Source organism: Polynucleobacter sp. JS-JIR-5-A7 (assembly GCF_018687935.1).
GTDB lineage: Bacteria > Pseudomonadota > Gammaproteobacteria > Burkholderiales > Burkholderiaceae > Polynucleobacter.
On the sequence record NZ_CP061308.1, the window covers coordinates 1908050 to 1934292 of the forward strand.

Sequence of the window (26243 nt, forward strand, 5' to 3'; positions counted from 1 at the left end):
CTCATGAAATTCAGTCGGGGTATTCCCGAAAACTGCATATTTAATGCAATACACTTAATCCATGATGACATCATGGATTTGCACTATTTCATAGCAAGTTGCCCAATCAAGGTGCATATTCGAAAAACCAAGTGCAGCACCCAGAATTTGTCTAATTGCACTTCGATTTAATAGTCTCTGAAGTTATTAAAAAGGCATAGCTCAATATGCCGCCAAAAATATTACATAAGGAGCATTTCAAATGAAAAGACGTGACTTTCTAGGTAAAACAGCAATCGGCGCTGCTGCTGGAGTATTGGCTGCACCCGCCATTGCACAATCTATGCCAGAAGTGAAGTGGCGCTGCGCCTCTAGCTTTCCTAAAAGCCTAGACACCATTTACGGTGGTGGTGAATTTATCTCCAAGCGAGTAGCCGCACTGACCGATGGCAAATTCCAAATTCGTATTTTTGGTGCAGGTGAAATCGTCCCAGCCTTCGGTACGGTTGATGCCGTACAACAGGGCACCGTGGAATGTACTCATACTGCCGGCTACTACTTTGTAGGCAAAAACAAAACGTTCGCTTTTGATACGACCGTTCCATTTGGTATGAATCAGCGCCAACAAAATGCTTGGATGTATTGGGGTGGTGGCTTAAAACTCCAACGCGAGTTCTTGCGTGACTACAACATTATTTCTTTTCCAGCAGGTAACACCGGTACTCAAATGGGTGGATGGTTTAAAAAACCAGTGAAGACTGTTGCTGACTTAAAAGGTCTGAAGATGCGTATTGCTGGTCTCGGTGGCGAAGTGATGTCCCGCTTAGGCGCAATTCCACAACAGATTGCCGGTGGCGATATTTATCCAGCGCTTGAAAAGGGTGTGATTGATGCGGCTGAGTGGGTTGGTCCTTACGACGATGAAAAACTAGGCTTTTACAAAATTGCTCCTTACTACTACTACCCAGGATGGTGGGAAGCTTGTTCGATGTACTCCATGTATGTCAACATCAAAGAATGGGAAAAGTTACCTAAGCAATATCAAGAAGCTTTGGCCTCAGCATGTGCGGAGTGCAACATTGACATGATGGCCGAGTACGACTACAAAAACCCAATCGCTTTGCAAAGCTTAATTAAGAATGGTGTGAAGCTGCAATCTTATTCAACAGACATTATGAAAGCGGCATCCAATGCGGCATTCGAAATGTATGAAGAAGAAGCAGCCAAGAATCCATCATTCAAGAAGATTTACGAACCTTGGAAAAAATTCCGCAACGATCAAATGCTGTGGAATAAGGTTGCTGAGCAAACACTCATGAGCTTCATGTTGACTAATCCAGTCAAATAAGGACTTATTGAGAATCTGATATGCCAAAACAATTTTTAGTTTTTGCAAGTTTCGTTGATCGTTTAAATGACCGTTTTGGTGTATTAGCGAGTTGGATGGTATTGATAGCTGTACTGGTCAGCACAGGAAATGCGCTGATTCGGTATGGCTTCAATGTCAGCTCCAATGGCTGGCTTGAAGCGCAGTGGTATTTATTCGCCGGTATGGTGATGTTTGGTGCTGCAACAACTTTTCGTCTCAATGAACACGTGCGAGTAGACGTGCTCTATGCAATGTACCCTAACAAATTTCGACTCTGGTTAGACTTTTGGGGTGGCATTGTTTTCTTCTTACCGGTAACAATCATCATTGGTTACTACTCTTGGGAATTTTTTATTACCTCGGTAATTCAAAATGAAACCTCGAGCAATCCTGGTGGTTTGATTCGTTGGCCAGTGCGTGGCGTGATTACTTTGGGCTTTTTCTTATTAACACTCCAAGGTATCTCAGAAATTATCAAACGCTACGCTGCCATTATTGGCATGATTCAAATCGATCCTAAGTACGAAAGACCGCTCCAATGATTAGCCATGAATTGATGGCCCCCATCATGTTTGGGGGCTTGATTGTATTTTTATTGCTTGGATATCCAGCCGCCTTTTCGCTTGGCGCTGTTGGCTTATTCTTTTCTTTTATCGGCATCGAAATGGGCATGTTTCAGCCCACTTTCTTGCAAGCGCTACCAGACCGAGTCTTTGGCATTCTCTCGAATGACTTATTACTCTCCATTCCCTTCTTCACCTTCATGGGTGCAATTCTGGAGAAGTGCGGGTTAGCAGAAGACATGCTCGAAGGTTTGGGTCAATTGTTTGGCCCAATCCGTGGTGGTCTAGCGTATGCCGTCATCATTGTTGGTGCGATTCTGGGTGCGATTACTGGGACTGTTGCTGCATCAGTAATTGCGATGGGCTTAATCTCTCTGCCAATCATGCTGCGCTACGGTTATAACCCGCGTGTTGCAACGGGTGTGATTGCAGCCTCTGGAACCATTACTCAACTTATCCCACCATCACTCGTATTGATTGTGTTGGCTGACCAGTTAGGTAAGTCGGTTGGCGATATGTATGCCGGCGCCATTGGACCTTCCATCATTCAAGTAGTGCTGTTCTGTTTGTTTATTTTCTTTTTATCTATTTTTAGACCGCAAGATGTGCCAGCACTTCCACCTGAAGCGCGTCCAAAAATTGACTGGAAATTATTCAAGCGAATCTTGTGGGGCATTGTTCCCTCAATCGCACTCATCTTCTTAGTATTGGGAACCATCTTGATGGGTCTGGCTACGCCTACTGAAGGCGGAGCCATGGGGTCTGTAGGAGCTTTAGTTCTCGCTGCCATGAATAAGCGCCTAGAGAAACCGCTAGTCTGGGAGGCAATGACTTCCACGATGCGCATCAATGCCATGGTGATCTTCATTCTGATTGGCTCTACGGTATTTGGCTTAGCATTCCGCGGCGTTGATGGGGACCTCTGGATTGAGAATCTCTTATCAGGTCTACCAGGCGGTCAAGTAGGCTTCTTGATTGTGGTGAACTTGTTTGTCTTCTTCTTAGCCTTCTTCCTAGACTATTTTGAAATCGCCTTCATCATCATTCCATTATTGGCTCCAGTTGCAGAAAAGCTTGGCATTGACCTAATTTGGTTTGGCGTACTTCTCGGCGCCAATATGCAGACCTCATTCATGCATCCTCCATTTGGCTTCGCGCTGTTTTACCTGCGAGGGGTAGCACCAAAATCACTCAAGAGCTCTGATATTTACTATGGGGCCCTGCCTTGGGTTGGTTTGCAACTGATTCTGGTAGCCATCATCATCTTCATCCCAGAAACAGTGACCTACTTTGTTGATAAGCCAGCTGCCGTCTTTGATGCCAATGGTCCCTCCGTTGATCCATTGGCTGGCGTAGAACAAAATGAGATCACAGTAGACTCTAGTTCAGAGATCGAGCGACAATTGCGAGAAAATAAATAATATAAAAGCAGTAGAAAAAATAGAGGGGTTTTGCAATGCAAGCAAAGTGGGGCATTCAGGGGATGGCGGTAGCGCCGCACTCCCTCGCTTCTGAATCAGCTTTAGCAGTTCTTCGTGAAGGTGGTAATGCATTAGAGGCAATGGTAGCTGCAGCAGCAACCATTGCTGTTGTCTACCCACATATGAATTCCATTGGTGGCGACTCTTTTTGGGTGATCCATTCACCAGGCAAAGCCATGGGCAGTATTGATGCCTGTGGTGCGGCAGCTGGCTTAGCAAGCAAGCAGTGGTATGCGGAGCGTGGCATTACCAAAGCGATTCCTTTTCGTGGGCCAGTAGCAGCAAACACCGTTGCCGGCACCATCTCTGGTTGGGGTGCTGCGCACAAACTCTCAAAACAAGGTCTTGGCGGAAAGATCCCTTTATCGCGTCTGCTAGCGGATGCGATTCATTACGCTGAAGCAGGCGTACCAGTAACTTATAGCCAATCAAACCTAACTGCTAAAAAGCGTGAAGAGCTCAATCCCATTCCAGGATTTGCTAAAACATTTTTAGTGAATGGCAAAGCGCCAGCTGTGGGCAGTATCTTTAAACAAGCGCGCCTAGCTAAAACCTTACGGCAAATTGCCACCAAAGGAACAGATGATTTTTACCGTGGCGATCTTGCAGATTTGTTAGGCAAAGAACTCACTGATATTGGTAGCCCCCTACGTTTAAGCGATCTACATCGTCATCGCGCCAAACTCATTGATCCGCTGGAACTTAAACACAGCCTGGGTAATGTCTACAATATGGTACCGCCTACCCAAGGTGTTGTGTCACTCATGATCATCGGCATCTTGGATCAACTCAATCTCAAGCGCTTCAAGGTCGATAGCACTGAATATGTTCATCATTGCGTTGAAGCGACTAAGCAAGCGTTTAAGATTCGAGATCAGTTTGTCACTGACCCCGCTTACATGACAAAAAATGCGCAGTCTTTTTTATCGCCAGCATTTCTGAAAAAGTTAGCTAAAAATATAGATCCAAACAAAGCTTTACCCTGGGGTCAAGGCAAGGGACCAGCCGACACAATCTGGATGGGCGTGATTGATGGTGACGGTAACTGCGTCTCTTTCATTCAAAGCATTTATCACGAGTTTGGCGCTGGCATTGTGTTGCCTCAGTCAGGAGTGAATTGGCAAAACCGAGGTTGCAGTTTCTCTTTAGATCCCAAGACGCTCAATCATCTCGAACCCTATCGCAAACCTTTTCACACACTCAATCCTGCGATGGCTCTATTTAAAGATGGCCGCTCGATGGTCTATGGAACGATGGGTGGAGATGGTCAACCGCAAACTCAATGTGCCGTATTTACTCGCACAGCAACGTATGGACTGGATCCACAAGATGCGATTAGTCGTCCACGCTGGCTACTAGGTAGAACTTGGGGCCAAACTAGCGATAGCCTAAAATTAGAATCTCGCTTTAGCCCATGGGTTGCAAAAGAATTACATGCGATGGGTCATGAAATTGAAATGCTTGATGCTTTTGATGAAACCGTAGGTCACGCAGGTTGCATCATTCGCGAACCATCTGGCACTCTCCGCGGGGGCTGGGATCCTCGCAGCGACGGTGCCGTTAGCGCGTTTTAGTAATCCATATTTTGGGTACGCGCAGATCCCAATAAATAGCGGCTGCGCGTAAACCAAAGATTCCCAACATACAAAGTACGGAACCCTCAATCGCATACTGAGGTATGAAGTTCAATACCAGCACATAGGCACAACAACCCAGTGTTACCGGAATCGCATAGAGCTCATGAGACATGATCAGTGTTTTTCTACCGGCCAATACGTCGCGTATTAAGCCACCGCCAATTGCCGTAATCACCCCCAAGATGACAGGCGCAACAGGCAAGCCAAAATCCATACCCCAGGCCTTGTCTGCCCCCTGAATCGCAAATAGGGCAGCACCAAAACCATCGATATACAACATCCAGCGATATATCTGTGGTTGGGTAAAAAAAGACTCAGCAAAAAATGTCAATACGCTCGCACCCAATGCAAGCCAAACATAAATCTGTCCTTCAGACCAAAAGATGGGGGCTTCCAAGATAATGTCTCGAATAGTCCCCCCGCCTATTGCAGTGATCAAACCAAGTACTAAAACACCAAAAAGATCAACTCCACGATCGGCTATAGCCAATACGCCAGTGACCGCAAAGGCCATGGTTGCAATGATGCCAATCCAAAAATGAATTTCGTACATAAGAAATAGTCTAAAGCAAATGAAAGACCCTTCTCGCCAATTTGCCTCATGAATATACTGTTAGCCATGAATACAACGAAAGCATCTCCATGAAACCCCAGCTCTATAGCTATTGGCGTAGCTCTGCTGCCTTCCGTGTTCGTATCGCATTGAATATCAAAGGTGTGGACTATGAAGTGCTGCCAGTACACCTAAATAAAAATGGTGGCGAGCAACTATCTGAGGTATATGCAAGTAAAAACCCCAATCGCCTTGTACCCTTATTTGATGATGGAAAAAATAGCATCCATCAATCACTTGCCATCATTGAGTACCTTGATGAAGTTGCGCCTCAACCGGCTTTGCTACCAAGTTCACCGATCGATCGCGCTTGGGTACGTTCCTTGGCGATGGATATCGCTATTGATATTCACCCCATTAGTAATTTACGAGTACTACGCTACTTAATTAAACAAGTTGGCGCCAGTAATGAAGTAAAGGATGCCTGGTATCAACATTGGATCAAGTTAGGGCTTGCCAGCGTTGAAAAACAATTATGTAATGATCCACGCCTTGGGCGTTTTGCTTTTGGTGATCAACCTGGCCTGATTGATATTTGTTTAGTGCCGCAAATATTTAATGCCTTAAGCACCAAGATAGATATGAGCCCATACCCTACTCTCATGAAAATCTTCCATGAGTGCATGAATTTACCTGCGTTTATAGATGCTTCATGGGAGAAACAAATTGATGCAGAAGGGCCAAACCCCTCTATTTGATTGGTGATTCCATCATCTTGACTAAGGCATGAACAGATTCGTTATACGGCGTCGTAATTCCATGCTGCTTACCTAGCTCGACAATATAGCCATTTAAGAAATCAATCTCTGTCATTTTTCCTCTAGCCAGATCCTGGGCAGTTGAGGAAACCTGAGTAGCCATAGTGCTAGCAATAGAAGCATTTGCCGCAAGTGCCTCTGACATCGTGATATTGACATCTTCAAGCTCAGCAATCGCAAGAAACTCTTTGGTAATTTCTTCAATCAGTTTCACAATGCCAGGAGACTTCACCATCTCCCCATAAGTAATCTGACCAACCCCAGAAATCGCATTGAAAGAACAGTTCACCAAAAACTTGAGCCACATATCTCTTTTAATCTGCGGCGCAATCGAACACGGAACCTTTGCCCCTTCAAATAACTTACAAATCTCTAGAAGCCCTTGATCGCCTTGAGGAACGGTGTTTGATGGATCACCAATCAGCAACTCACCTCTACCATGATGTTTCATAGTTCTTTGATCAATCATCCCTGCAGCAACATAGACCACCGCCGCATAAACCGGATTCACAAAGATATTGGTGGCAATATCAATATTGGCCACCCCATTTTGCAAACTGAGGATTACTGCCTTACTTGGCAAAATTGATTTAATTTCTGCAAGCGTGCGTTCTGTATCGAGCGACTTCACACTGAGTAAAACTAAATCGGCATCACTCAGAATAGCAAGATCAGAGCTTGCTTTGACCGCAATCGTTTCATGAAATGCTTTGCAATCCATCTGCAAGCCAGATTCATTGAGGGCCGTGGCACGCTCAGGCCTGGCTATAAAAGTAACATCATGATGTGCACGGGCTAACATGCCACCAAAGTAACACCCTACTGCACCCGCACCTAAGACGTATATTTTTTGATTACTTTGTGTTTTATAAATCAAGGACCAGTGTTCCGATTTTGATATGAGAGATACAGGGAGTTAAGTACTCCTGATGCTCGGCATCACTCAAAATACAATCTCCGTGCTCTACATCACCACTGATATATCTTGTCTTACATGTACCACATAAACCTGATTGGCAAGAAGTCGGTATCTCAATGCCTGATCTTGCCAAAGCATCGATAATAGACTCGTCTCGCGTGACATTTATTTTTTGGCCAGTACTCTGAACCTCAATCACTAGCCCTTCAGAGTCCGTGCTGGAAATTTTATTCACTTTTTTGTCTCACTCCACATCAAGAATGGGCTACGATTGCAGCCCATCTCTTCTGATCTATAGATTAATGCTTAAACTGTGCTTTGGCAGTTTGCTCAAGCTCTTCCATTTTTTGCTTCACAAAGTCAGAGCGCTCTTTACCCTTGTACTGCTCGCTTTCGGTGAGAATGGCAATCACACTCTTTGCAACAAAGCGTCTTTGCGCTACTTCTTCTTCAGTCGTGGCGCCAATTGGCAACTCAAATACATTACCTGAGCAATAACTATTGGGTGCACCATTCAACTCCTTTAACCACTCAGCAAAGGCTTCTGCGCTTGCCGCTGGATTAGAGCCGCGAACGGCATCACGCAACATCTTCCTAAATAAATAAGGGCCTGCATCAAACTTTGTTGGATTCTCAAGCGCATGAATAGCGATTGGTCTCTGACTAATGATGGCCTCGTAATCACCAGGCGCATATTGAGCCATCTTGTAATTAGATCGCGCCCTATGGTCTGCTGGAATATCTACAATATCGTTAATCGTGTGATTGCCAAAACGCTCAGCCCTTCTCAAGGCAACTTGGCCATCCAAAAAGTCGATTGATTCATATCCGACCAGCTCTTTTTGTCCGATACCGCGAGTATCAATACCAGGGCCCATCACGCGCCAGCCAATCATCTTGCTATTAAAGTCGTCGACTGGAACTGTCCAACGGATGATATGGAAACGACTAAATAATTTTTTATTGGAGCCATCTTCAGAGGTATAGGCATGCAAGCTCAGATTTGGTAATACCTGGTGCTGAACGCGAATAAATAATTTGTCGTTATTAACACGACGCGCACCTGAACAAGCTAAGCCTCTGCCACCATGAATGGGCACAAACTGCATATCAGGGTGTACTTCCATCGTTGGGGAGCCCACTTCGTCAAATGTTGTACCTTGAAAATGGCCACCAACTACATTCTTAGCAGCATGCAATTCTGCTGTATGGAAATTATCGGCAGCATTGTCTTGCACTTGTAACCAATTACAGTGCTGGAAGTTGCTATAGGGCACCAGTTCATCCCCGGGGGCTACCGTGAAATCAGACTCCCACTCTGGAAATGGTGGCTCTTTATCGGGAGGCCCCATATATGCAAATACCAAACCATTTCTTTCAAATGCTTTGTAAGCACCTTGCTGAATCGAGCAAGCATATTTTTCTGCTTCAGCTTCCTCGCCCTTAGGGAAGGGTGCATTCAAACAAGTACCGTCCACATCAAACACCATACCGTGATAGCAGCACTTAATACCGTGTTCTTGAATTTGCCCATATTCAAGTGAAGCACCACGATGCACGCAATGGGCATGCAATACACCCACGCTTCCGCTACCATCACGAAACGCCACTAACTCTTCACCTAAGATGGTTAAAAATTTTGGAGTGTCAGTCAATTCAATTGACATGCATACCGGATGCCAAAAACCACGCATATACTCACCCATGGGTGTACCGGGACCAACTTCTGTAAGCTCGGGATCATGCCCTGGAACTTTATTGGTGTAGTAGCCACCATAAGGAACTAATTTCTTAGGCGTTGCAGATCCTGCGGATGCGCCGACCTTTTTCTCCGCTTGTTCCTGTTTACTTGTCATTACTGAGACTCCTGTTGTAACTAGCTATATCTAAAACTGTTCAATTAATCAAACATATCTGGCTGGTTTTCTTTTAGATAACCCCAGATTGGCTGGAAATGTAACCAACCAATATATTCGCTGCCCACGTGTTCACGGCTGTAGCGTGCAGTTTCTGGCGATAGCAACACAGGCTTAACACCTGTAGCCTCAACCATCATCTGCTGCTTACAACAACGCTCTAAAGCGATAAACCAGAACGCTGCAGCTTCAATACTATGACGACTTACTGTTAACAAGCCATGATTACGGTGAATAATCGCTTTCACTTTTTTCAAAGAACCTGCTACGTTGTAGCCAGAATTATCCTCAACTGCTACTTGACCAGCCTGTTCCGCTAAAACCATATGGTCTTCAAAGAATGCTGCGGCATCTTGAGAGATTGGATCCAATGGTTTACCTAGTGCCGCAAAGGCTGTGCCATAGACTGTATGTGCATGACACATAGCCACGATATCGGGATGTTTTTCATGAACTGCTGCGTGCAATACAAATCCAGCACGATTCAATGCATGCTTACCCTCCAAAATATTGCCTTCATGGTCTGCCAAGATTAAGTTAGACACTTTTACTTGATCAAAATGCACTGCCATTGGATTCGTCCAGTACAGATTTGGATGTTCCGGATCACGCACAGTTAAATGTCCTGCAAATCCATAATCAAACTTTTCTAAGGCGAATGCTCGGCAAGCAGCAACCAATCGCTCCTTGAGATGCTGACGTTCCTCAGCAAAACTATTGAATTTTGCTTGGTAGGGAAAAATCTGGGATTTGTCTTCAGGTTGATAAATAGACTCTCTGTCGCCCAAGTCCAATTTACGTTCTTTCTCCATTACCTCAGCCATGTGAATTCCTTTTTCTGTAATTGAAGCGAATTTGGTGTTTTGAGAACACTCAAACTATAACCAAGCCGTAATCATCGGCTTTCCCGAGGGTTTTGACAAACGATAACCATTCATGAATAGATGAATGAAAATCATGTATATTCTATTTACATGAGAAAAATACCAAATTATGTACTTTTGCGAGCTTTTGAAGCGGCTGCACGCCTCGAAAGCTTTACTTTGGCTGCTCATGAGCTACATCTCACTCAGTCAGCCATTAGCCATCAAATTAAAGAGCTTGAAGACTATTTTGGTAAGCCGCTATTTTTGCGAAAGAACCGTAAAGTTGAGCCGACAGCTGAAGGGCGGCGTTTATTAGATTCACTCTCCAGAGTATTTGATGTCATTGAAGCAGCATGCAATGAAGTAACGCTTGCTCCAAATTCACAAGTTCTTGCCTTGCACTGCTCACCCAGTTTTGCAGCCAAGTGGCTCAGCCCAAGACTGCCAGAGTTCATTAAAGACAATCCTGATATCACTATTCGACTCACTTCCGGAGCTGAGCCCATTGACCTTTTGCGCAATCAAGAAATTGATATTGCCATCTCTTATCAATCGACTCATGAAGGCCCAGGAATTACTTCCCTATCTTTAGGAGAAGAAAACATTGCGCCACTATGTTCCCCTGAATTAATTGACCCAAGAATTCCAGTAGAAGAATTGATGAGTAAATTAACCTTGATTGAGTCTTCACTTAATCACCATACCTGGGAGCAATGGTTTGAGATTAATCATCTCAAAAACCCATCGACACGGAAGATGTCATTTGATCGTGCAGCCCTTTCTGTATCGGCTGCAGTAGATGGCATCGGTGCCGTGCTTGAGAGTGTGCGCTTTGCCGAAAGAGAACTATCGCGTGGAGAGCTTGTGGAACTGGGCAAAGGTATCTTTTTACCGACTACCGATAGAACCCATTTTTTATCCTATCGGTCAAATACTAAAAACAGTCAAAAAATTAAAGTCTTCAAAGACTGGATATGCATTAAGGCTGGTGTTGCTACAAGCTAAAGTAATGGCTCATTTATTAGCTAAACACTTTTTCCATTTCACGACGAAATTGAATGGCTTGCTTAGTGGCATCGTAATCTACATCACTCCAGCACACTGGCTTTCCTACTGGAATATCTTTATTCAACACCATGTTGTGAGCCAAACCAATAGGTAGAGCTCCGAGCTTTAATGAATCTGAGGCAGTCATCAGTTTTCCGTAGACAGTGAAGCCACCCTCTCCATCCAACTTCTCGCCCGCTTTGAGCGTACGCTTAGCGGTAGCCACTACATCACCCTTCCAATCGCCAGTCGCTCCAGTAGCCTCTCCACGTAACGCAATACTGGCTACTGAAATACCCAACTCCAGACCGATCAAGTGATAAGGCTTATACATCGCTGCATATTTACCGGTGTTATCTGTTTTTAGGCCGTATTGTGAGAAGCAATCAATCACATATTGACTGGGCGCTTCAAACACTGCAAAAACACCCCAACGTAAATCCCTAAATACCGGACGCCCATCTCTCTCAACTGAAGATACCACCTCAACAGTTCCTTTTTGAGTCAGGATCCCACCTTCGGAAATCGGTCGGAAAATATGTGGCAAGTCGTCTACTCCGCAAGGTGGAAACTCTAATCCATTGCTTGGCGGATTTAAGTCGCAAGCGTTTGATACTGCAGCCATTTCCAGCGCAGATTTTGTGCCATCCAAAAAAGAATTGAACATTTGCGCATTGAAGTCACCGCCAGCAACTTGCTCCTCAGAAAATCCATAGTGACCCCAAACGGTATCGGGTGTGGACTGATGATAGACAGGTAAATATTTAGTGCCTTTACCTGCACACACCACTTCTAAGCCAATCGTTCTTGCCCAATCCACCAGCTCCGCAATAAGAGCAGGCTGATCTCCAGAAGCCATCGAGTAAATCACGCCCGCCTCTGCTGCTTTGCGTGCCAGTAATGGTCCCGCTAAAACATCTGCTTCTACATTGACCATAATGATGTGCTTACAATGATCAAAACAAAGTAGGGCATGTCGAATACCAGCAGCAGGGCTGCCTGTAGAGTCGATCACAATATCAATGTGCTCACTAGCGATCATTTTTTCTGCATCATCAGTCACAAAAGTGGCGCCCGACTTAGCAGCATCTTGCAATGATGTAGCGCTATAGCGAGGTGCATCCCAGCCTACCCTAGCCAGCGATTCTTTGGCGCGCGCAGGAGAAAGGTCAGCCACCGCAACCAAATGAATGCCTGGAGTACGCGGTACTTGCGAGAGATACATGGAGCCAAATTTACCAGCGCCAATGATGCCTACACGCACGGGGTTATTGTTAGCAGCGCGTGCTTTGAGCTTTTGAATCAGGGACATCTAAAAATCTCCAGTAAATTCAGTAATCAAAAATAGTGAAGTCATCATAAGGCATCAAGAGTAAATATTATTTTTTCAATGATGCTTGCGCTACCTTATAAATGCTATTTGCATTGACGCCGAAATACTCACGTAAGGCAGCTCTTGTATCACTTCTACCGAAACCATCCGTACCGAGCGTGATGTAACTTCTATCTTCTGGAATATAGGCACGTATGCTTTCTGGTAAAGCATGGACATAGTCAGTTGCCGCAATAATTGGGCCGTGACCTTGTGCTAGAACCTGGCTAATAAATGCCTGCTCAACATCAGCCTCACCTGAAAGTCTTGCTTGCTCTTTTGCCTTACCATCCCTTGCTAACTCACTCCAACTAGTCACGCTAAATACATCAACATGGATTCCAGAATGAACAAGCATCTCTGCCGCTTTTAATACCTCGGTCATGATGGCACCGGAACCTAGCAAACTCACATAAGAATTACCATCACCCCTGGCGGCCTTCATTGTCTTGAACTTATAGCACCCACGAATAACGCCCTCAGTTACTTTCTCAGGCAAATCAGGTTGGGCGTAGTTCTCATTCATAAGGGTGATGTAATAAAACAAATCTTTTTGATCAACTAGCATGTCCCGCATACCTTGATCCACAATCACCGCCAACTCGCCAGCAAAAGCAGGATCATATGCCTTGCAATTCGGAATGGTTGCAGCAACGAGTTGGCTACTACCATCTTGGTGCTGTAGGCCTTCGCCACCTAATGTTGTTCTACCAGAGGTTGCGCCCAACAAAAATCCTCTAGCGCGTTGATCTGCTGCTGCCCAAATGGCGTCGCCAATTCTCTGAAAGCCAAACATCGAGTAATAAATATAAAAAGGCAACATTGCAATTCCGTGGACGCTATAGCTAGTTGCTGCAGCAGTCCAGCTTGCAATGGCTCCCGCCTCACTAATACCCTCTTCCAAAATTTGTCCATCCAATGCCTCGCGATAACTAAGCACGGAACCAATATCTTCTGGTTCATAGCGTTGGCCAACACTGGAGTAAATACCAACCTGCTTAAATAGATTGGCCATACCAAATGTGCGCGCTTCATCTGCAACAATGGGTACCACTCTAGGTCCCAACTGTTTATCTTTTAGCAAATTTCCAAGCATGCGCACAAAAGCCATCGTTGTGGACATCTCTTTATCTTCAGCCTTGATGGCAAAAGCTGCATATGAAGTGATATCAGGCACATTGAGCTTGTCGCATTCTGAATAGCGCTTAGGTAGATGTCCGCCAAGCTGATTGCGCTGATCTTTTAGATATTTGAGCTCCTCGCTATTCTCATCAGGCCTAAAGAAAGTGAGGTTAGTAGCCTGTTCATCGGTCAATGGTAAGTTAAAGCGATTGCGATATTCGATCAAAGCCTCATCATCTAACTTTTTCTGGCTATGGGTAGTCATTTTTCCTTGACCAGCATTACCCATACCATACCCTTTTTTAGTATGGGCCAAGATCACGGTAGGTTGACCTACATGGTTGGCAGCGGCTTGATAGGCTGCATGGATTTTGACTAAATCATGACCGCCTCTTTTCAGTCGATCGATTTGCTCATCCGTCATTCCTTGAGCAAGGCGTGCTAATTCTTCATTTTGTCCAAAGAAATTTTTGCGGTTAAAGCTGCCATCCTTTGCTGCAAATGTTTGCATTTGTCCATCGACAGTTTGTGCAAAAGCCTTGACTAGCGCTCCGGTAGTATCTCTTGCAAAAAGCCCATCCCAATCACTACCCCAAACTAATTTGATAACGTTCCAACCAGAACCTCTAAACAGTTTTTCGAGCTCATCAATAATTCTGCCGTTGCCACGTACTGGGCCATCCAAACGTTGTAGATTGCAATTGACCACCCAAACTAAGTTATCCAGCTTTTCTCTAGAGGCTAATGTGAGAGCACTCATACTTTCTGGCTCATCCATCTCGCCATCACCAAATACACCCCAGACTTTTCTAGTTGAGCAATCTAGTAATTTACGATCACTGAGGTAGCGCATAAAACGCGCATGATAAATCGAGCTAATCGGACCAATCCCCATTGAGCCTGTTGGAAACTGCCAAAAATCTGGCATTAACCAAGGATGTGGATAGCTTGATAAACCTCTTGCTCCTGATTCAGGCGCAGTAATCTCGCGTCTGTAATGGGCAAGATCATTTTCAGTAAGTCGTCCCTCTAAATAGGCGCGGGCATACACTCCTGGAGCACTATGTGGCTGAAAGAAAACCAAGTCTCCACGCTCAGTAGCATCACCGCCCTCAGTCCTTGCGCGGAAAAAATGATTAAACCCAACCTCAAACAAATCTGCTGCACTAGCATAGCTTGCAATGTGACCACCCAATTCACCATAGGCTTCATTTGCTTTCGCGACCATTGCCAGCGCATTCCACCGCATGAGTGAAGCCAGCTTTTCTTCAATCGCAAGATCTCCTGGAAAAGGAGGCTGCTGATCCACAGGGATCGAGTTGATATAAGGTGTGACTAAATCAGGCACCCAATTAATTTGATTTTTATTAGCCAGCTTTACTAAATTATCCAGAATGAATTTAGCCCGCGCACTATCGCCTGAAGCGAGCAAATCCATAAAGGCCTCATTCCACTCCGCGGTTTCTGCAGGATCAGTGTCGATGTGCTCTAGATTTAAATATTTTTTGATATCGGGAGCGTTCATGAAAAATTCCTCTGTAACTTTTTATGTTCTAAATTCATAACATCACCTTACGAAAATCACCCAATAATTGGGTGAGATGGGTAGTGAAGTGCGTTGCTAAGGCGCCGTCAATGACGCGATGATCAGCGGTCATGGACAGCGGGCAGATCAAACGTGGAACAAATTGCGAACCATCCCACACAGGCTTTATGGCGGACTTATTCACCGCTAAAATAGCTACTTCGGGTGCATTCACAATGGGAGCGCAGTAGGTACCACCAATACCGCCCAATGAAGAGATCGTAAAAGAAGCGCCCTGCATCTGATCCGGCTTTAGCTTTCCTTCTCGAGCCAGCAGGGCTAACCCAGCAGTCTCTTTGGCGATCTCGCGAATGCCTTTCTGATCGGCATTACGAATCACGGGTACGACGAGACCGCCTGCGGTATCTACTGCAAAGCCGATATGGAAATACTTTTTCAAAATAAGATCTTCGCCATCAAGCGAAGAATTCAATGTGGGGTACTGCTTGAGAGCAGCAACTACGGCTTTGATTAAGAATGCCAACAAAGTAATTTTTACTTCATCTTTTTGATTCTCTTTATTTAATGCGGCACGAAACTCTTCCAAATCAGTAATGTCAGCATCATCGTGATAGGTTACTGCCGGAATCATGACCCAATTACGCGCTAGATTGGCAGCTGAAACTTTCTGAATGCGACTGCGAGCTTGGCGTTCTATTTCTCCAAACTTTGTAAAGTCTACTTTTGGCCAAGGCAGAAGATTAAAACCTGCAATGCCATGACTCACTTGAGAAGGAACACTCTCTCTTGCCAACATGGAGTGCTTGATAAATTGCTGAACATCTTCTTTGGTAACTCGACCTCTTTGGCCACTACCGCGAACTTGCCCAATATCGACACCAAATTCACGTGCAAATTTTCTGGTGGATGGGCCGGCCCAAAACTCGGGCCCAGCAGCGGCTTGATCCCTTTCAATTTGTAGCAAATTCTCAACTCCAGGAAACGCAATCTCAATACCCACAACCCCTCCAACCATTCACGGGTGTTTCAATGACTTAATTGTGTTGGATTACAGGCAAAATAGGATGCCAATAATGAGCTATAAATCCTAATTTTCAGCATAATATGCTGATATTAGTAATTTTTGAGGAATTTTATGAAGCTAGACCCCATAGATATCAGAATCTTGAACGAGCTCCAGAATGATAGCTCCCATAGCAATGTGGAGCTAGCTAAGCGGGTTCACTTATCCCCATCACCGTGCCTCATGCGCGTCAAAGCATTGAAAGATAAAGGTGTCATCAGAAACTATGTTGCGCTGGCAGACCCCAAGGCTTTAGGGCTTGGCTTAAATGTCTTTATTTCTATTAGCCTGAAAGAGCAGTCTAAAGAAGCGTTGGCTGCATTTGAACAACGCATTTCTGAACACGATGAGGTTATGGAATGCTATCTGATGACTGGTGATAGTGACTATCTTATCCGGGTGGCAGTAGCTGATATGGGTGCATTGGAAAAATTTATCCTGGAGCAATTAACGCCTATCCCTGGGATTGAAAAAATTCGCTCTAGCTTTGCCTTAAAACAAGTACGCTATAAAACTGCCTTACCATTACCAAAGTAAAAGTAGGGCAATATAGAATTTATCTGAGACACTATTAAGAAAGAAAGTAATGCCACAAAAAAATAAAGTAGCACTCGTCACTGGAGCAGGAGTAGGCATTGGAAGGGCAGCAGCTAAAGCGCTTCTTAAAGGAGGCTATCAGGTCGTTCTCACTGGGCGCAATCTAGAGAAACTAGAAAAGGCAATTATCGATATTGGCGGAACAAACGAAAACTGCCTTGCGATCACTTGCGATGTTGGACAGCCTGACCAAGTCAAGAAATTATTCGCCGCTCTAAAAAAACGCTTTGGACGCATTGACGTGCTTTTTAATAATGCAGGTATTGGCGCCCCAGCAATTCCGATGGAAGACTTGACATATGAGCAGTGGATGAATGTGGTGAATTCAAATCTCTGCGGCGCATTCTTGTGTTCTCAAGAAGCAATTCGGATGATGAAAGCGCAATCGCCTCAAGGTGGCAGAATTATTAATAATGGCTCAATCTCCGCACATGCACCAAGACCAATGTCAGCGCCCTATACAGCCACTAAACATGCGATTAGCGGCTTAACAAAAACAATTTCGCTTGATGGCCGCCCATTTAATATTGCTTGCGGTCAAATTGATATTGGCAATGCAGCAACCGAAATGACTGAGCGTATGGCTGCCGGAATCATGCAGGCCGATCAATCAATTAAAGTTGAGCCGCGCATGGATGTTGACCATGTTGGAGAAGCTGTTCTACACATGGCCCAACTTCCACTAGAGAGCAATATTCTCTCAATGACAATCATGGCTACCAACATGCCTTTTGTTGGCAGAGGTTAATTAAATTACCGTGGCTCAAATGATCATTAGCAGGGATAAGTCATGAAAAACTCGCATCGTCGTAAGGTACTTTCCCTGGTAATTGCTGCCACACTCTTACCCAGTTTTCATGCTATCTCTGCCCCAGATAATGATTATCCAAATCGCTCGATAAAACTGGTTATCCCCTTCCCTGCGGGAGGTAGCACTGATGCAATGGCGCGTAATCTCGGCCCAGCCCTCGGAAAAGTACTCGGGCAATTGATTGTAATCGAGAATAAATCTGGCGCCTCCGGTACAGTTGGCGCAGATTTTGTTGCAAAAGCTGCACCTGATGGATACACGCTACTGATGGGAACCTTACATCTCACGATTGCTCAATCCGTTTTCCCAAAACTCAATTACCGTATTGATAAGGATTTGATTCCGATTGGAACGGTAGGAATGATTCCCAATGTTGTAGTGGTAAATGCATCCATTCCAGCAAATAACATCAAAGAATTAGTTGCCCTAAGCAAAGTAAATTCCGATAAATATGATTACGCTTCAGTTGGACCGGGGTCTGCACATCACCTTATTGGAGAGATGTTCAAAATTAAAACGGGCGCCAGCTTAACTCATATACCGTATCGCGGTAGTGCTCCTGCTGTAGTTGATTTGCTTGGCGGTCAAATATCGGTCATGTTTGATACGATTCCATCCGCCCTGCCTCATATCAAGGATGGAAAAACAAAAGCATTGGCCGTGACAACTGCAAAACGTTCTAGCACCCTACCAAATGTGCCCACCTTAATTGAGTCTGGAATAGCAATCGACGTGGGCACTTGGAATGGATTAATGGCGCCCGCAGGCACCGATCAAGCAATCACCGATAAACTCAATCGAGCAATTGTGACGGTGCTAAGTGACCCAGAGATGCGCAAACAATTGCAAGCACTTGGCATTGAACCAATGCCAAGCACCCCAGCCGAACTGAAGGTACGCATCAGCAAAGAAATTGTTGACTACAGTAATTTGGCTAAAGAACTAAAGCTCAGCGTTGAATAGTTCAAAACTTAATCAATTTTTTTGAGCGTCTTAATATAACGCTGTGCATTTTTTACATAGCGTCCAGCGATTTCGCCGATACTTGTAATTTGCTCTGGCGTGAGGACTTTCACTGCTTTAGCAGGAGAGCCAATAATCATCGAGCCATCTGGAAATTCTTTACCTTCAGTAACTAAGGCACCAGCACCAACCAAACAATGCTTACCAATCTTGGCGCCATTCAAAATTACTGCGCCAATTCCAATTAGGCTGCCATCACCAATACTGCAGCCATGGAGCATCACTTGGTGACCCACAGTCACATTCTTGCCAATCAAGAGAGGATAGCCAGGATCTGTATGAAGTACTGATGCATCTTGCACATTACTGCCTTCACCAACTTGAATCAGATCGTTATCGCCGCGGATCACAACTTTGGGCCAAATATTAGCGCTTTGATGAAGCTCAACCCTACCAATCACTTCCGCGCTCTCAGCAACCCAAGCACCTTCCGCTAATTGAGGGGCATTTCCGTCTAGTTCATATATAGCCATGACTCATTATAGGTATGAATCAGGCTATATATAAAAGACTAAAGCTATCACTTGCTGCAAAAGAATTACCAGTTCGGCTCACGATCCGGAGTAGAAGAAATACGATGCACACTTAAGTCAGCCCCCTCAAATTCTTCCTCCTGTGACATCCGAATTCCAAGGACAGCTTTTAAGGTTCCATAAACTAAGATGCCACCGATCACAGCGATACCAACCCCTAAGACACTGCCAATCAGCTGACCCGTAAAAGTTACTCCGCCAATTCCACCCAATGCCTTGGCACCAAAGATGCCAGCAGCCAGACCACCCCACAAGCCACATAATCCATGCAAAGGCCAGACGCCGAGTACGTCATCAATCTTCCAGCGGTTTTGTACCAAGGTAAACATATAGACAAACAAGGCGCCTGCAACTAGGCCAACCACTAAAGCACCAACCGGATGCATTAAGTCGGATCCGGCACATACTGCTACCAAACCTGCAAGAGGTCCGTTATAGGTAAAGCCAGGATCGTTGCGTCCAACTACCCATGCAGCAAGGGTGCCGCCGACCATTGCCATCAAAGAGTTCATAGCAACTAAACCACTGATTTTGTCGATTGTTTGCGCACTCATCACATTAAAACCAAACCAACCTACCGCCAAAATCCAAGCACCCAATGCCAAGAAAGGAATACTAGATGGTGGATGTGCGGAGATTTGACCCTCTTTGGTATAGCGACCACGTCGCGCGCCCAAGAGAACTACTGCCGGCAAAGCGATCCAACCACCAACTGCGTGGACTACAACAGAGCCAGCAAAGTCGTGGAACTCCTCACCGGTCAAGCCTTTGATCCAAGCCTGAATACCGTAGTGCTGATTCCAAGCAATACCCTCAAAGAAGGGATACACAAAACCCACCAATACAAATGTTGCGATTAGCTGTGGATTAAATTTAGCGCGCTCAGCAATACCGCCTGAAATAATTGCTGGAATTGCAGCAGCAAAAGTTAATAAGAAGAAAAACTTTACCAACTCATAACCATTTTTCTCAGCTAGTAATTCAGCGCCGGAGAAAAAGCTCACACCGTATGCAATGCTGTAGCCAATAAAAAAGTAAGCGATGGTCGAAACAGCAAAGTCGACCAAAATTTTTACTAAAGCGTTCACTTGATTCTTCTTACGAACCGTTCCGAGTTCTAAGAAGGCAAAGCCAGCATGCATGGCAAGAACCATGATCGCGCCGAGCAAAATAAACAAAGCATCAGTACCTGATTTCAAAATTTCCATGTGATTTTCCCCTTCTATTTTTTGCATCATTATGGGGAACAAAAAAATCTAAATAGGTGCAAATTGCACTTATTTAGTGCATAAATTAGGTATATTTATGGTTTATGATGGTTTTACATACACTCAAGGGAGAACCCATGAAGAAAGTCCTCGTTTTTTTAGCTGCTTTTGCGGCATTTTCTGGCCTAGTACAAGCTCAATCTAACGCCAACGTAAAGTTACTGAGTACCCAAGAACTTATAAACGTTTGCAAATTACCTGCTAGCCCAGAATCCCGTAGCTTCTGTATTGGCTACTCCACCGCAATTTATGACACTTACCTGGCTACACGTCATCCACAACGCGCACAACCTTTTATTTGCTTGAAGCAACCTGCTCCATCACGCGATGAAGTGATTGCTGATTTCGTCAAATTTGGACAAGAGCATCAACAAACTGCTGATAAACCAGCAGCAGGCGTGTTCTTGGGCTTTTTAGCTGCACGCTTTCCATGCGCCAAAAAATAATCCGAGCACTCTTCAATTAAAAATTAATTTAAAGGATCTGTTGATATGAAAAAAATTATCGCGATTACTGTAGCAACTCTCGTAATTGCCGGTTGTTCAAATATGAGCAACACTGAACAACGCACCCTATCCGGCGCAAGTATTGGTGCAGCTGCTGGTGCAGTTGGCACCGCTATTTTCCACGGCAATCCGATCTGGGGTGCAGTTGGTGGTGCAGCTGTTGGCGCTGCATCTGGTTATGTTTATGACGCTTATAAGAAAGAACAAGCATCTGAATATAACTCTGGATACAATGCTGGTAAAAATAATAAGCCGGCTAATGCGCCTAACTAACTTCGTTATCTAGCTATCGCCTTAGCAACTTCAAGGCACACACTGCCCAGCTTGTATTAATTTACCAGCTGGGTTTTTATTTGGATATCGCCAGCCAAGGCCTTATGAATTGGGCATTTATTAGCGATCTCTATTAATCGTTCTTTTTCTTCTGCGCTCAGATTGCCTTGCAACTGGATGTCGCGAATCAATATTTCAACATCATCTACTCGCTCAATATCGACTGTCACAATCGCATTCTCTAAATTCATCGACTTTCGCGTTGAATACATTTTGAGTGTCATGCTCGTGCAGGCAGCCAAAGCGGCACCTAAATACTCATGGGGGGTAGGGCCAGTTTCATTGCCACCATGAGTCACGTAAGCATCAGATAAAAAATGCAAGTCGCCGGTAGTCAATTTTTGTTGCAACGGGCCATCGCCAAACTGGGATACTACTTTTCTCATCATCTCTCCAAATTGATTAACTGAATATTGATTTTTTAAAAAATGATTTAACTTGTATGGGGTTTGCTGATCTTCTCGACAGTAGGTAACCCAGCTTTCTTCCAAGAACTAAATCCGCCCTCCAGATGGCACACATTGGGTACGCCCATTTTTTGCAAAGTCTCGGTCGCTAAGGCTGAGCGCCAGGCAGAAGCACAATATAAAACCAGTCGTTTGCCTTCGCCAAAAATAGGCTTGTAATAAGGGCTATCGGGGTCAACCCAAAATTCCAACATTCCCCGTGGAGCATGCAAAGCATTGGGAATCATGCCCTCTCGCTCGAGCTCTCTTACATCACGAATATCCACAAATACCGTATCGGAATCCGACAATAATTCTTGCGCCTGATCCAAAGGAACTGTTTCAATTTGCGCCATAGCGCTATTAATCAGAGCCTGATATCCAATCTTTAATTTCACCAAAATCTCCTAAAGTGCCAATGTTTTGTATTGCTTGGTCACCTGCTAACATTCTCCTATGAACTTTACTCTCACAGAACTTGGTGCAAGTATTATTTTTGCAATCGCAGTCTTGCACACCTTTTGTACTAGTTATTTTGAATCTCTCGCTAAAACCATCCCGAAACATGCTGGTCTTTGGCATCTCCTGGGCGAGGTAGAAATTGTCTTCGGCTTTTGGGCTGCCGTTCTCATTATCTACATATCTTTTATCGATCATTTAGGCGCTGCAAAAACCTATTTAGATCAACGTAACTTTACAGAGCCGTTGTTTGTCTTTGCCATCATGATTGTGGCTGGCAGTAAACCCATTTTGTATTTTTCGACACAACTCTTGCATACCATTGCCAAAGGTATGCAAGTCTTACTACGCACTCGTAGCGCTCCAACCCTTTATTTTCTGACTCTAGGGATCACGCCGCTCTTGGGCTCTCTCATTACTGAGCCGGCAGCGATGACCTTGGCAGCTTTTTTGCTGCGCGATTTGGTATACCGCCACCAGTGCTCGAAGGCCTTGCTGTTTGGGACCCTAGGGGTACTGTTTGTGAACATTTCGATTGGTGGAACACTGACTAACTTTGCTGCGCCACCAGTACTCATGGTTGCCTCAACCTGGGGTTGGAGTTCTGCATTCATGTTCACGCATTTTGGTTTTGAATCTTGTGTTGCGATTTTTATCAACGCTCTTGGCGCAACACTCTTATTTCAGAAACAACTAATTGAACCAAACGAGTCTCATAAACCTATCAAGATTCCAGTTGTCGTCATTACGATGCACCTACTCTTTTTACTAGGCGTAGTCGTATTTGCACACGATCCTATTATTTTTATGTGGCTCTTATTATTTTTTATTGGCTTCACTACAGCCTATCCAAAACATCAAAGCCCACTCATTATCAAAGAAGCGCTCCTAGTTGGATTTTTCTTGGCGGGATTGGTTGTCTTAGGGGCTCTTCAAGGATGGTGGTTACAACCCATTCTGGAAATGATGAGCCCTACAGCAGTGTTTTATGGAAGCCTAGCCTTAACTGCGATTACCGATAACGCGGCATTAACTTACTTAGGTTCACTAGTGACAGGTACCTCACTCGAATTCAAATTAGCCTTAGTAGGGGGTGCTGTTGCTGGCGGCGGTCTCACAGTCATTGCCAATGCCCCAAATCCAGCGGGTATTGCGATATTGCGCAGTTACTTTCCGGGGGGCGCCGTTTCAGCACTTTATTTACTGCTTGCTGCGTTACCACCCACATTAGTCGCTATTGCAGCATTTCGCCTCTTATAGGTAAAGCAAAGCACTTCCACAGTAAAATCTGAGCTTCGCCCCCAGTTATAAACCTGAGAACGGCATATGAAAAAGCTCTATATCAAAACCTTTGGCTGTCAAATGAACGAGTACGACTCGGGCAAGATGGCAGACCTCCTGCATGCTGATGAAGGCATGGTCATGACAGACTCTCCTGAAGATGCAGATGTCGTGCTCTTAAATACCTGTTCGATTCGAGAAAAAGCGGAAGACAAAGTCTTTTCTGATCTCGGTCGCTTACGCGAGCTTAAAAAAACAAAGCCTGAATTGCTCATCGGAGTTGGCGGTTGCGTAGCTAGCCAAGAAGGTCAACAAATTGTGAGTCGCGCACCCTATGTTGATGTGGTGTTTGGTCCGCAAACTTTACATCGATTAACTGACCTGATTGCGCAACGTCGTAAAACCGGTATTTCTCAGGTGGATATTTCTTTTCCAGAGATAGAAAAGTTTGATCATCTCCCTGCCTCGCGTCAGACTCGGGGCTCTGCCTACGTATCTATAATGGAAGGCTGCTCAAAGTATTGCAGCTATTGTGTCGTTCCCTATACCCGTGGAGAAGAAGTTTCTAGACCATTCGATGATGTACTTGCCGAAGTCGCTGGACTTGCGAGCAAGGGCGTTAAAGAGATTGTCTTGCTTGGCCAAAACGTCAATGCTTATCTTGGCAGAATGGGTCACACAGAAGAGATTGCTGACTTTGCCCTTTTAGTTGAATATATTGCAGAGATTCCTGGAGTTGAACGAATTCGCTTTACTACCAGCCACCCAAAAGAATTTACACAGCGCTTGATTGATGTTTACGCCAAGGTGCCAAAGCTTGTAAGCCACTTACACCTACCAGTGCAACATGCTTCAGACACGATCTTATCCGCAATGAAGCGCGGCTATACAGCCTTGGAATTCAAAAGCATTATTCGAAAAATGCGTGCTGTTCGCCCTGACCTCACTTTATCTAGCGATTTTATCGTGGGGTTTCCAGGGGAAACGGATGCAGACTTTGAGAAGCTTTTAAAGATGGTTCGAGAACTCGAATTTGATAACAGCTTTTGCTTCATCTTTAGCCCAAGGCCTGGCACCCCGGCAGCGAACTTAACTGATGACACTCCTTATGAGGTCAAGCTCAAACGTTTACAAACACTGCTTGCTGTGATCGAAGGCCAAGCTCATCAGATTAGTCAAAAAATGTTGGGCAATACTGAAAAAGTATTAATCGAAGGATTGGCGAAGGACGGGGTCAATTTGCAAGGCCGCGCAGAAAATAATCGGGTAATTCACTTTACCGCCCCCAAGCAAGAGATAGGGTCTTTGATTGGTCAAATGGTGGATATTCAAATTACTGAAGTCCTCAACTACACTTTAAGAGGTGAACTGGTAGAAGCTCATGCAAACTAATACCAAATTAAAAACTTCCAAGCTCGATATAGAGATTCAGTATGCAAGCCCAGCAATTGAATCTGCCTTGGTGAAAGTGGTATCTTCTGCAATCATTAAAAAATGGGTCAAGATCACTACGAATAGCTTGGGACTACTAACACTGCGGTTTGTGAATACTGCGGAAGGTAAAAAACTGAACGCTGCATATCGTCAAAAAGATTACGCAACCAATGTACTGACTTTTCCCTACGAGTGCTCTAAAAATAGTGTTGCAGCGGATATTATTTTTTGCCTGCCAGTGATCCAGAAAGAGGCTAAAGCACAAGAAAAAACATTGAAAGCGCACTTAGCGCATTTAGTAGTTCATGGCTGCCTTCATGCTCAGGGGTTCGATCATGAGGCAGAAAAGGACGCCAATAAGATGGAGGCTATAGAAATTAGCCTTCTTAAAAAATTGGGTTTTCCGAACCCTTATTTAGCGACCTAATTTTTACTCCGACATCTTTCTAAGCTATTCTTGTAATATGCCTGACCCCAAATCCCTCTTAGATCGCCTGGCTGATTTTTTATCCCCTCAGCCAACTAGCCCTAGCCAACGCCGTCAAGAACTCATTGAAACGCTGCGCGAAGCACAAACTGAAGGCTTAATTGATGCCGATGCTCTCTCCATGATTGAGGGTGTATTTCAGGTGGGTCAATTGTGTGCGCGAGATATCTTGGTCCCGCGCGCCCAAATCGACTGGGTCGATATCAGTCAACCCTTACCTGAAATTGTAAGGATCGCAATTGAAGCAGCTCACTCTCGTTTTCCTGTTTTTGAAGGATCCCGTGACAATGTCATTGGCATCTTGTTAGCCAAAGATTTATTACGTCATTCCACTGAAAAAGATTTTCAGGTGCGTGATTGGTTGCGCCCTGCAGTATTTATTCCCGAATCTAAGCGTTTGAGTGTTCTATTGCGCGACTTCAAAGACAATCGAAATCACTTAGCTGTTGTAGTAGATGAATACAGCGGGATTGCAGGCATCATCACGATCGAAGATGTACTAGAGCAAATTGTTGGTGATATTGAAGATGAGCACGATATCGACGAAGAGGCCGATAATATTATCTCCTTAGATAATGGTGATATTCGCGTTAAAGGTATTACCGAACTTGAGCAACTGAATGAAGCCCTTGGCACGCACTTTGCTGAAGAAGATATCGAAACTGTTGCAGGCCTGGTGATTCAGCACTTAGGGCGCGTTCCCAAGATAGGCGAACTGATTGAGATGAATGACATTGAATTCGAAGTTCAGCGCGCCGATCCACGGCAAATTCATATCCTACTAGCGCGACAAAAAGCTAAAAAAGCAGACTAA

At 44.7% G+C, this 26243-nt stretch carries 26 protein-coding genes and 1 pseudogene; 15 read left to right on the forward strand and 12 right to left on the reverse strand.

Annotation, left to right across the window (positions count from 1 at the left end):
* Positions 1-241: 241 nt before the first annotated feature.
* The 4 genes from AOC29_RS09930 to ggt are packed head-to-tail and all read left to right on the forward strand — an operon-like array spanning position 242 to position 4966.
* The gene (locus AOC29_RS09930) at positions 242-1327 is read left to right on the forward strand and encodes a TRAP transporter substrate-binding protein (RefSeq protein ID WP_215295829.1); all 1086 of its coding nucleotides are present in this window, start codon (positions 242-244) and stop codon (positions 1325-1327) included.
* Positions 1328-1347: 20 nt separating this feature from the next.
* Positions 1348-1890 (forward strand): TRAP transporter small permease subunit, encoded by a 543-nt coding sequence (locus AOC29_RS09935; protein ID WP_215295830.1) that lies wholly within the window; start codon positions 1348-1350, stop codon positions 1888-1890.
* Positions 1887-3332 (forward strand): TRAP transporter large permease subunit, encoded by a 1446-nt coding sequence (locus AOC29_RS09940; RefSeq protein ID WP_215295831.1) that lies wholly within the window; start codon positions 1887-1889, stop codon positions 3330-3332. Before AOC29_RS09935 ends, AOC29_RS09940 begins: the two co-directional genes overlap by 4 nt.
* 35 nt (positions 3333-3367) lie before the next feature.
* Entirely contained in the window at positions 3368-4966 is a 1599-nt protein-coding gene (gene ggt / locus AOC29_RS09945) for a gamma-glutamyltransferase (RefSeq protein ID WP_215295832.1), read from the forward strand.
* On the opposite strand, the gene AOC29_RS09950 is transcribed toward ggt, so the two are convergent.
* Entirely contained in the window at positions 4953-5582 is a 630-nt protein-coding gene (locus tag AOC29_RS09950) for a trimeric intracellular cation channel family protein (protein ID WP_215295833.1), read from the reverse strand. The two genes, ggt and AOC29_RS09950, sit on opposite strands and share 14 nt — an antisense overlap.
* Before the next feature lie 89 nt (positions 5583-5671).
* Here AOC29_RS09950 and maiA point away from each other — a divergent pair, with 89 nt between their 5' ends.
* Positions 5672-6340, forward strand: coding sequence for a maleylacetoacetate isomerase (gene maiA / locus AOC29_RS09955; RefSeq protein ID WP_215295834.1), 669 nt, complete (start codon positions 5672-5674; stop codon positions 6338-6340).
* Here maiA and AOC29_RS09960 read toward each other — a convergent pair.
* The 4 genes from AOC29_RS09960 to AOC29_RS09975 form a co-directional block, all read right to left on the reverse strand.
* A complete protein-coding gene (locus AOC29_RS09960; protein WP_215295835.1) occupies positions 6333-7277 on the reverse strand; it encodes a ketopantoate reductase family protein in 945 nt (314 codons plus the stop codon). The genes maiA and AOC29_RS09960 overlap by 8 nt on opposite strands.
* Positions 7267-7554 (reverse strand): 2Fe-2S iron-sulfur cluster-binding protein, encoded by a 288-nt coding sequence (locus AOC29_RS09965; RefSeq protein ID WP_215295836.1) that lies wholly within the window; start codon positions 7552-7554, stop codon positions 7267-7269. Before AOC29_RS09965 ends, AOC29_RS09960 begins: the two co-directional genes overlap by 11 nt.
* A gap of 64 nt (positions 7555-7618) precedes the next feature.
* Positions 7619-9175 carry a Rieske 2Fe-2S domain-containing protein gene (locus AOC29_RS09970; protein WP_215295837.1) on the reverse strand — a complete coding sequence of 519 codons (1557 nt, stop codon included), beginning with the start codon at positions 9173-9175 and terminating at the stop codon, positions 7619-7621.
* Positions 9176-9219: 44 nt separating this feature from the next.
* Positions 9220-10059 (reverse strand): class II aldolase/adducin family protein, encoded by an 840-nt coding sequence (locus AOC29_RS09975; protein WP_215295838.1) that lies wholly within the window; start codon positions 10057-10059, stop codon positions 9220-9222.
* Between the two features lie 150 nt (positions 10060-10209).
* Here AOC29_RS09975 and AOC29_RS09980 point away from each other — a divergent pair, with 150 nt between their 5' ends.
* Positions 10210-11106, forward strand: a complete 897-nt coding sequence (locus AOC29_RS09980) for a LysR substrate-binding domain-containing protein (RefSeq protein ID WP_251369990.1) — start codon at positions 10210-10212, stop codon at positions 11104-11106.
* A 16-nt stretch (positions 11107-11122) separates the two neighbouring features.
* Here the strand turns inward: AOC29_RS09980 and AOC29_RS09985 are convergent, their stop codons facing one another.
* The 3 genes and pseudogenes from AOC29_RS09985 to AOC29_RS09995 all read right to left on the reverse strand — a co-directional run.
* Positions 11123-12460 (reverse strand): NAD(P)H-dependent oxidoreductase, encoded by a 1338-nt coding sequence (locus AOC29_RS09985; protein ID WP_215295840.1) that lies wholly within the window; start codon positions 12458-12460, stop codon positions 11123-11125.
* A gap of 67 nt (positions 12461-12527) precedes the next feature.
* On the reverse strand, positions 12528-15167 hold the full coding sequence (mdeB, locus tag AOC29_RS09990; protein ID WP_215295841.1) for an alpha-ketoglutarate dehydrogenase: 2640 nt from the start codon (positions 15165-15167) through the stop codon (positions 12528-12530).
* Positions 15168-15201: 34 nt separating this feature from the next.
* Positions 15202-16104, reverse strand: a pseudogene (locus AOC29_RS09995) (2-oxo acid dehydrogenase subunit E2); the annotation flags it as partial.
* 219 nt (positions 16105-16323) lie between these two features.
* Here AOC29_RS09995 and AOC29_RS10000 point away from each other — a divergent pair.
* From AOC29_RS10000 to AOC29_RS10010, 3 genes are read left to right on the forward strand one after another with little or no spacing between them, the layout of a single operon-like run.
* A complete protein-coding gene (locus AOC29_RS10000) occupies positions 16324-16788 on the forward strand; it encodes an Lrp/AsnC family transcriptional regulator (protein WP_215295842.1) in 465 nt (154 codons plus the stop codon).
* A gap of 49 nt (positions 16789-16837) precedes the next feature.
* The gene (locus AOC29_RS10005) at positions 16838-17596 is read left to right on the forward strand and encodes an SDR family oxidoreductase (RefSeq protein WP_215295843.1); all 759 of its coding nucleotides are present in this window, start codon (positions 16838-16840) and stop codon (positions 17594-17596) included.
* A gap of 42 nt (positions 17597-17638) precedes the next feature.
* Complete coding sequence (locus AOC29_RS10010; RefSeq protein ID WP_215295844.1) at positions 17639-18622, forward strand: tripartite tricarboxylate transporter substrate binding protein; 984 nt, start codon at positions 17639-17641, stop codon at positions 18620-18622.
* 8 nt (positions 18623-18630) lie between these two features.
* Here the strand turns inward: AOC29_RS10010 and AOC29_RS10015 are convergent, their stop codons facing one another.
* Entirely contained in the window at positions 18631-19155 is a 525-nt protein-coding gene (locus AOC29_RS10015; protein ID WP_215295845.1) for a gamma carbonic anhydrase family protein, read from the reverse strand.
* Between the two features lie 65 nt (positions 19156-19220).
* The gene (locus tag AOC29_RS10020) at positions 19221-20423 is read right to left on the reverse strand and encodes an ammonium transporter (protein WP_215295846.1); all 1203 of its coding nucleotides are present in this window, start codon (positions 20421-20423) and stop codon (positions 19221-19223) included.
* Positions 20424-20560: 137 nt separating this feature from the next.
* On the opposite strand from AOC29_RS10020, the gene AOC29_RS10025 reads away from it, so the two are divergent.
* Both AOC29_RS10025 and AOC29_RS10030 read left to right on the forward strand, forming a co-directional pair.
* Positions 20561-20929, forward strand: coding sequence for a Rap1a/Tai family immunity protein (locus AOC29_RS10025; protein WP_215295847.1), 369 nt, complete (start codon positions 20561-20563; stop codon positions 20927-20929).
* Between the two features lie 45 nt (positions 20930-20974).
* A complete protein-coding gene (locus tag AOC29_RS10030) occupies positions 20975-21262 on the forward strand; it encodes a membrane lipoprotein lipid attachment site-containing protein (protein WP_251369991.1) in 288 nt (95 codons plus the stop codon).
* Between the two features lie 56 nt (positions 21263-21318).
* Here AOC29_RS10030 and AOC29_RS10035 read toward each other — a convergent pair whose 3' ends face one another.
* Together AOC29_RS10035 and AOC29_RS10040 are read right to left on the reverse strand one after the other, a co-directional pair.
* The gene (locus AOC29_RS10035; protein ID WP_251369992.1) at positions 21319-21711 is read right to left on the reverse strand and encodes an OsmC family protein; all 393 of its coding nucleotides are present in this window, start codon (positions 21709-21711) and stop codon (positions 21319-21321) included.
* Between the two features lie 44 nt (positions 21712-21755).
* Positions 21756-22166: a rhodanese-like domain-containing protein gene (locus AOC29_RS10040; RefSeq protein ID WP_215295848.1), complete on the reverse strand. Its 411-nt coding sequence runs from the start codon at positions 22164-22166 to the stop codon at positions 21756-21758.
* A 58-nt stretch (positions 22167-22224) separates the two neighbouring features.
* On the opposite strand from AOC29_RS10040, the gene AOC29_RS10045 reads away from it, so the two are divergent.
* The 4 genes from AOC29_RS10045 to AOC29_RS10060 all read left to right on the forward strand — a co-directional run bounded on the left by AOC29_RS10045 (position 22225) and on the right by AOC29_RS10060 (position 26243).
* Positions 22225-23487, forward strand: coding sequence for a putative Na+/H+ antiporter (locus AOC29_RS10045; protein WP_215295849.1), 1263 nt, complete (start codon positions 22225-22227; stop codon positions 23485-23487).
* 66 nt (positions 23488-23553) lie between these two features.
* A complete protein-coding gene (miaB, locus tag AOC29_RS10050; protein ID WP_215295850.1) occupies positions 23554-24900 on the forward strand; it encodes a tRNA (N6-isopentenyl adenosine(37)-C2)-methylthiotransferase MiaB in 1347 nt (448 codons plus the stop codon).
* Positions 24890-25369, forward strand: a complete 480-nt coding sequence (gene ybeY, locus AOC29_RS10055) for an rRNA maturation RNase YbeY (RefSeq protein WP_215295851.1) — start codon at positions 24890-24892, stop codon at positions 25367-25369. The genes miaB and ybeY overlap by 11 nt, the downstream gene beginning before the upstream one ends.
* A gap of 37 nt (positions 25370-25406) precedes the next feature.
* Positions 25407-26243: an HlyC/CorC family transporter gene (locus AOC29_RS10060; RefSeq protein WP_215295852.1), complete on the forward strand. Its 837-nt coding sequence runs from the start codon at positions 25407-25409 to the stop codon at positions 26241-26243.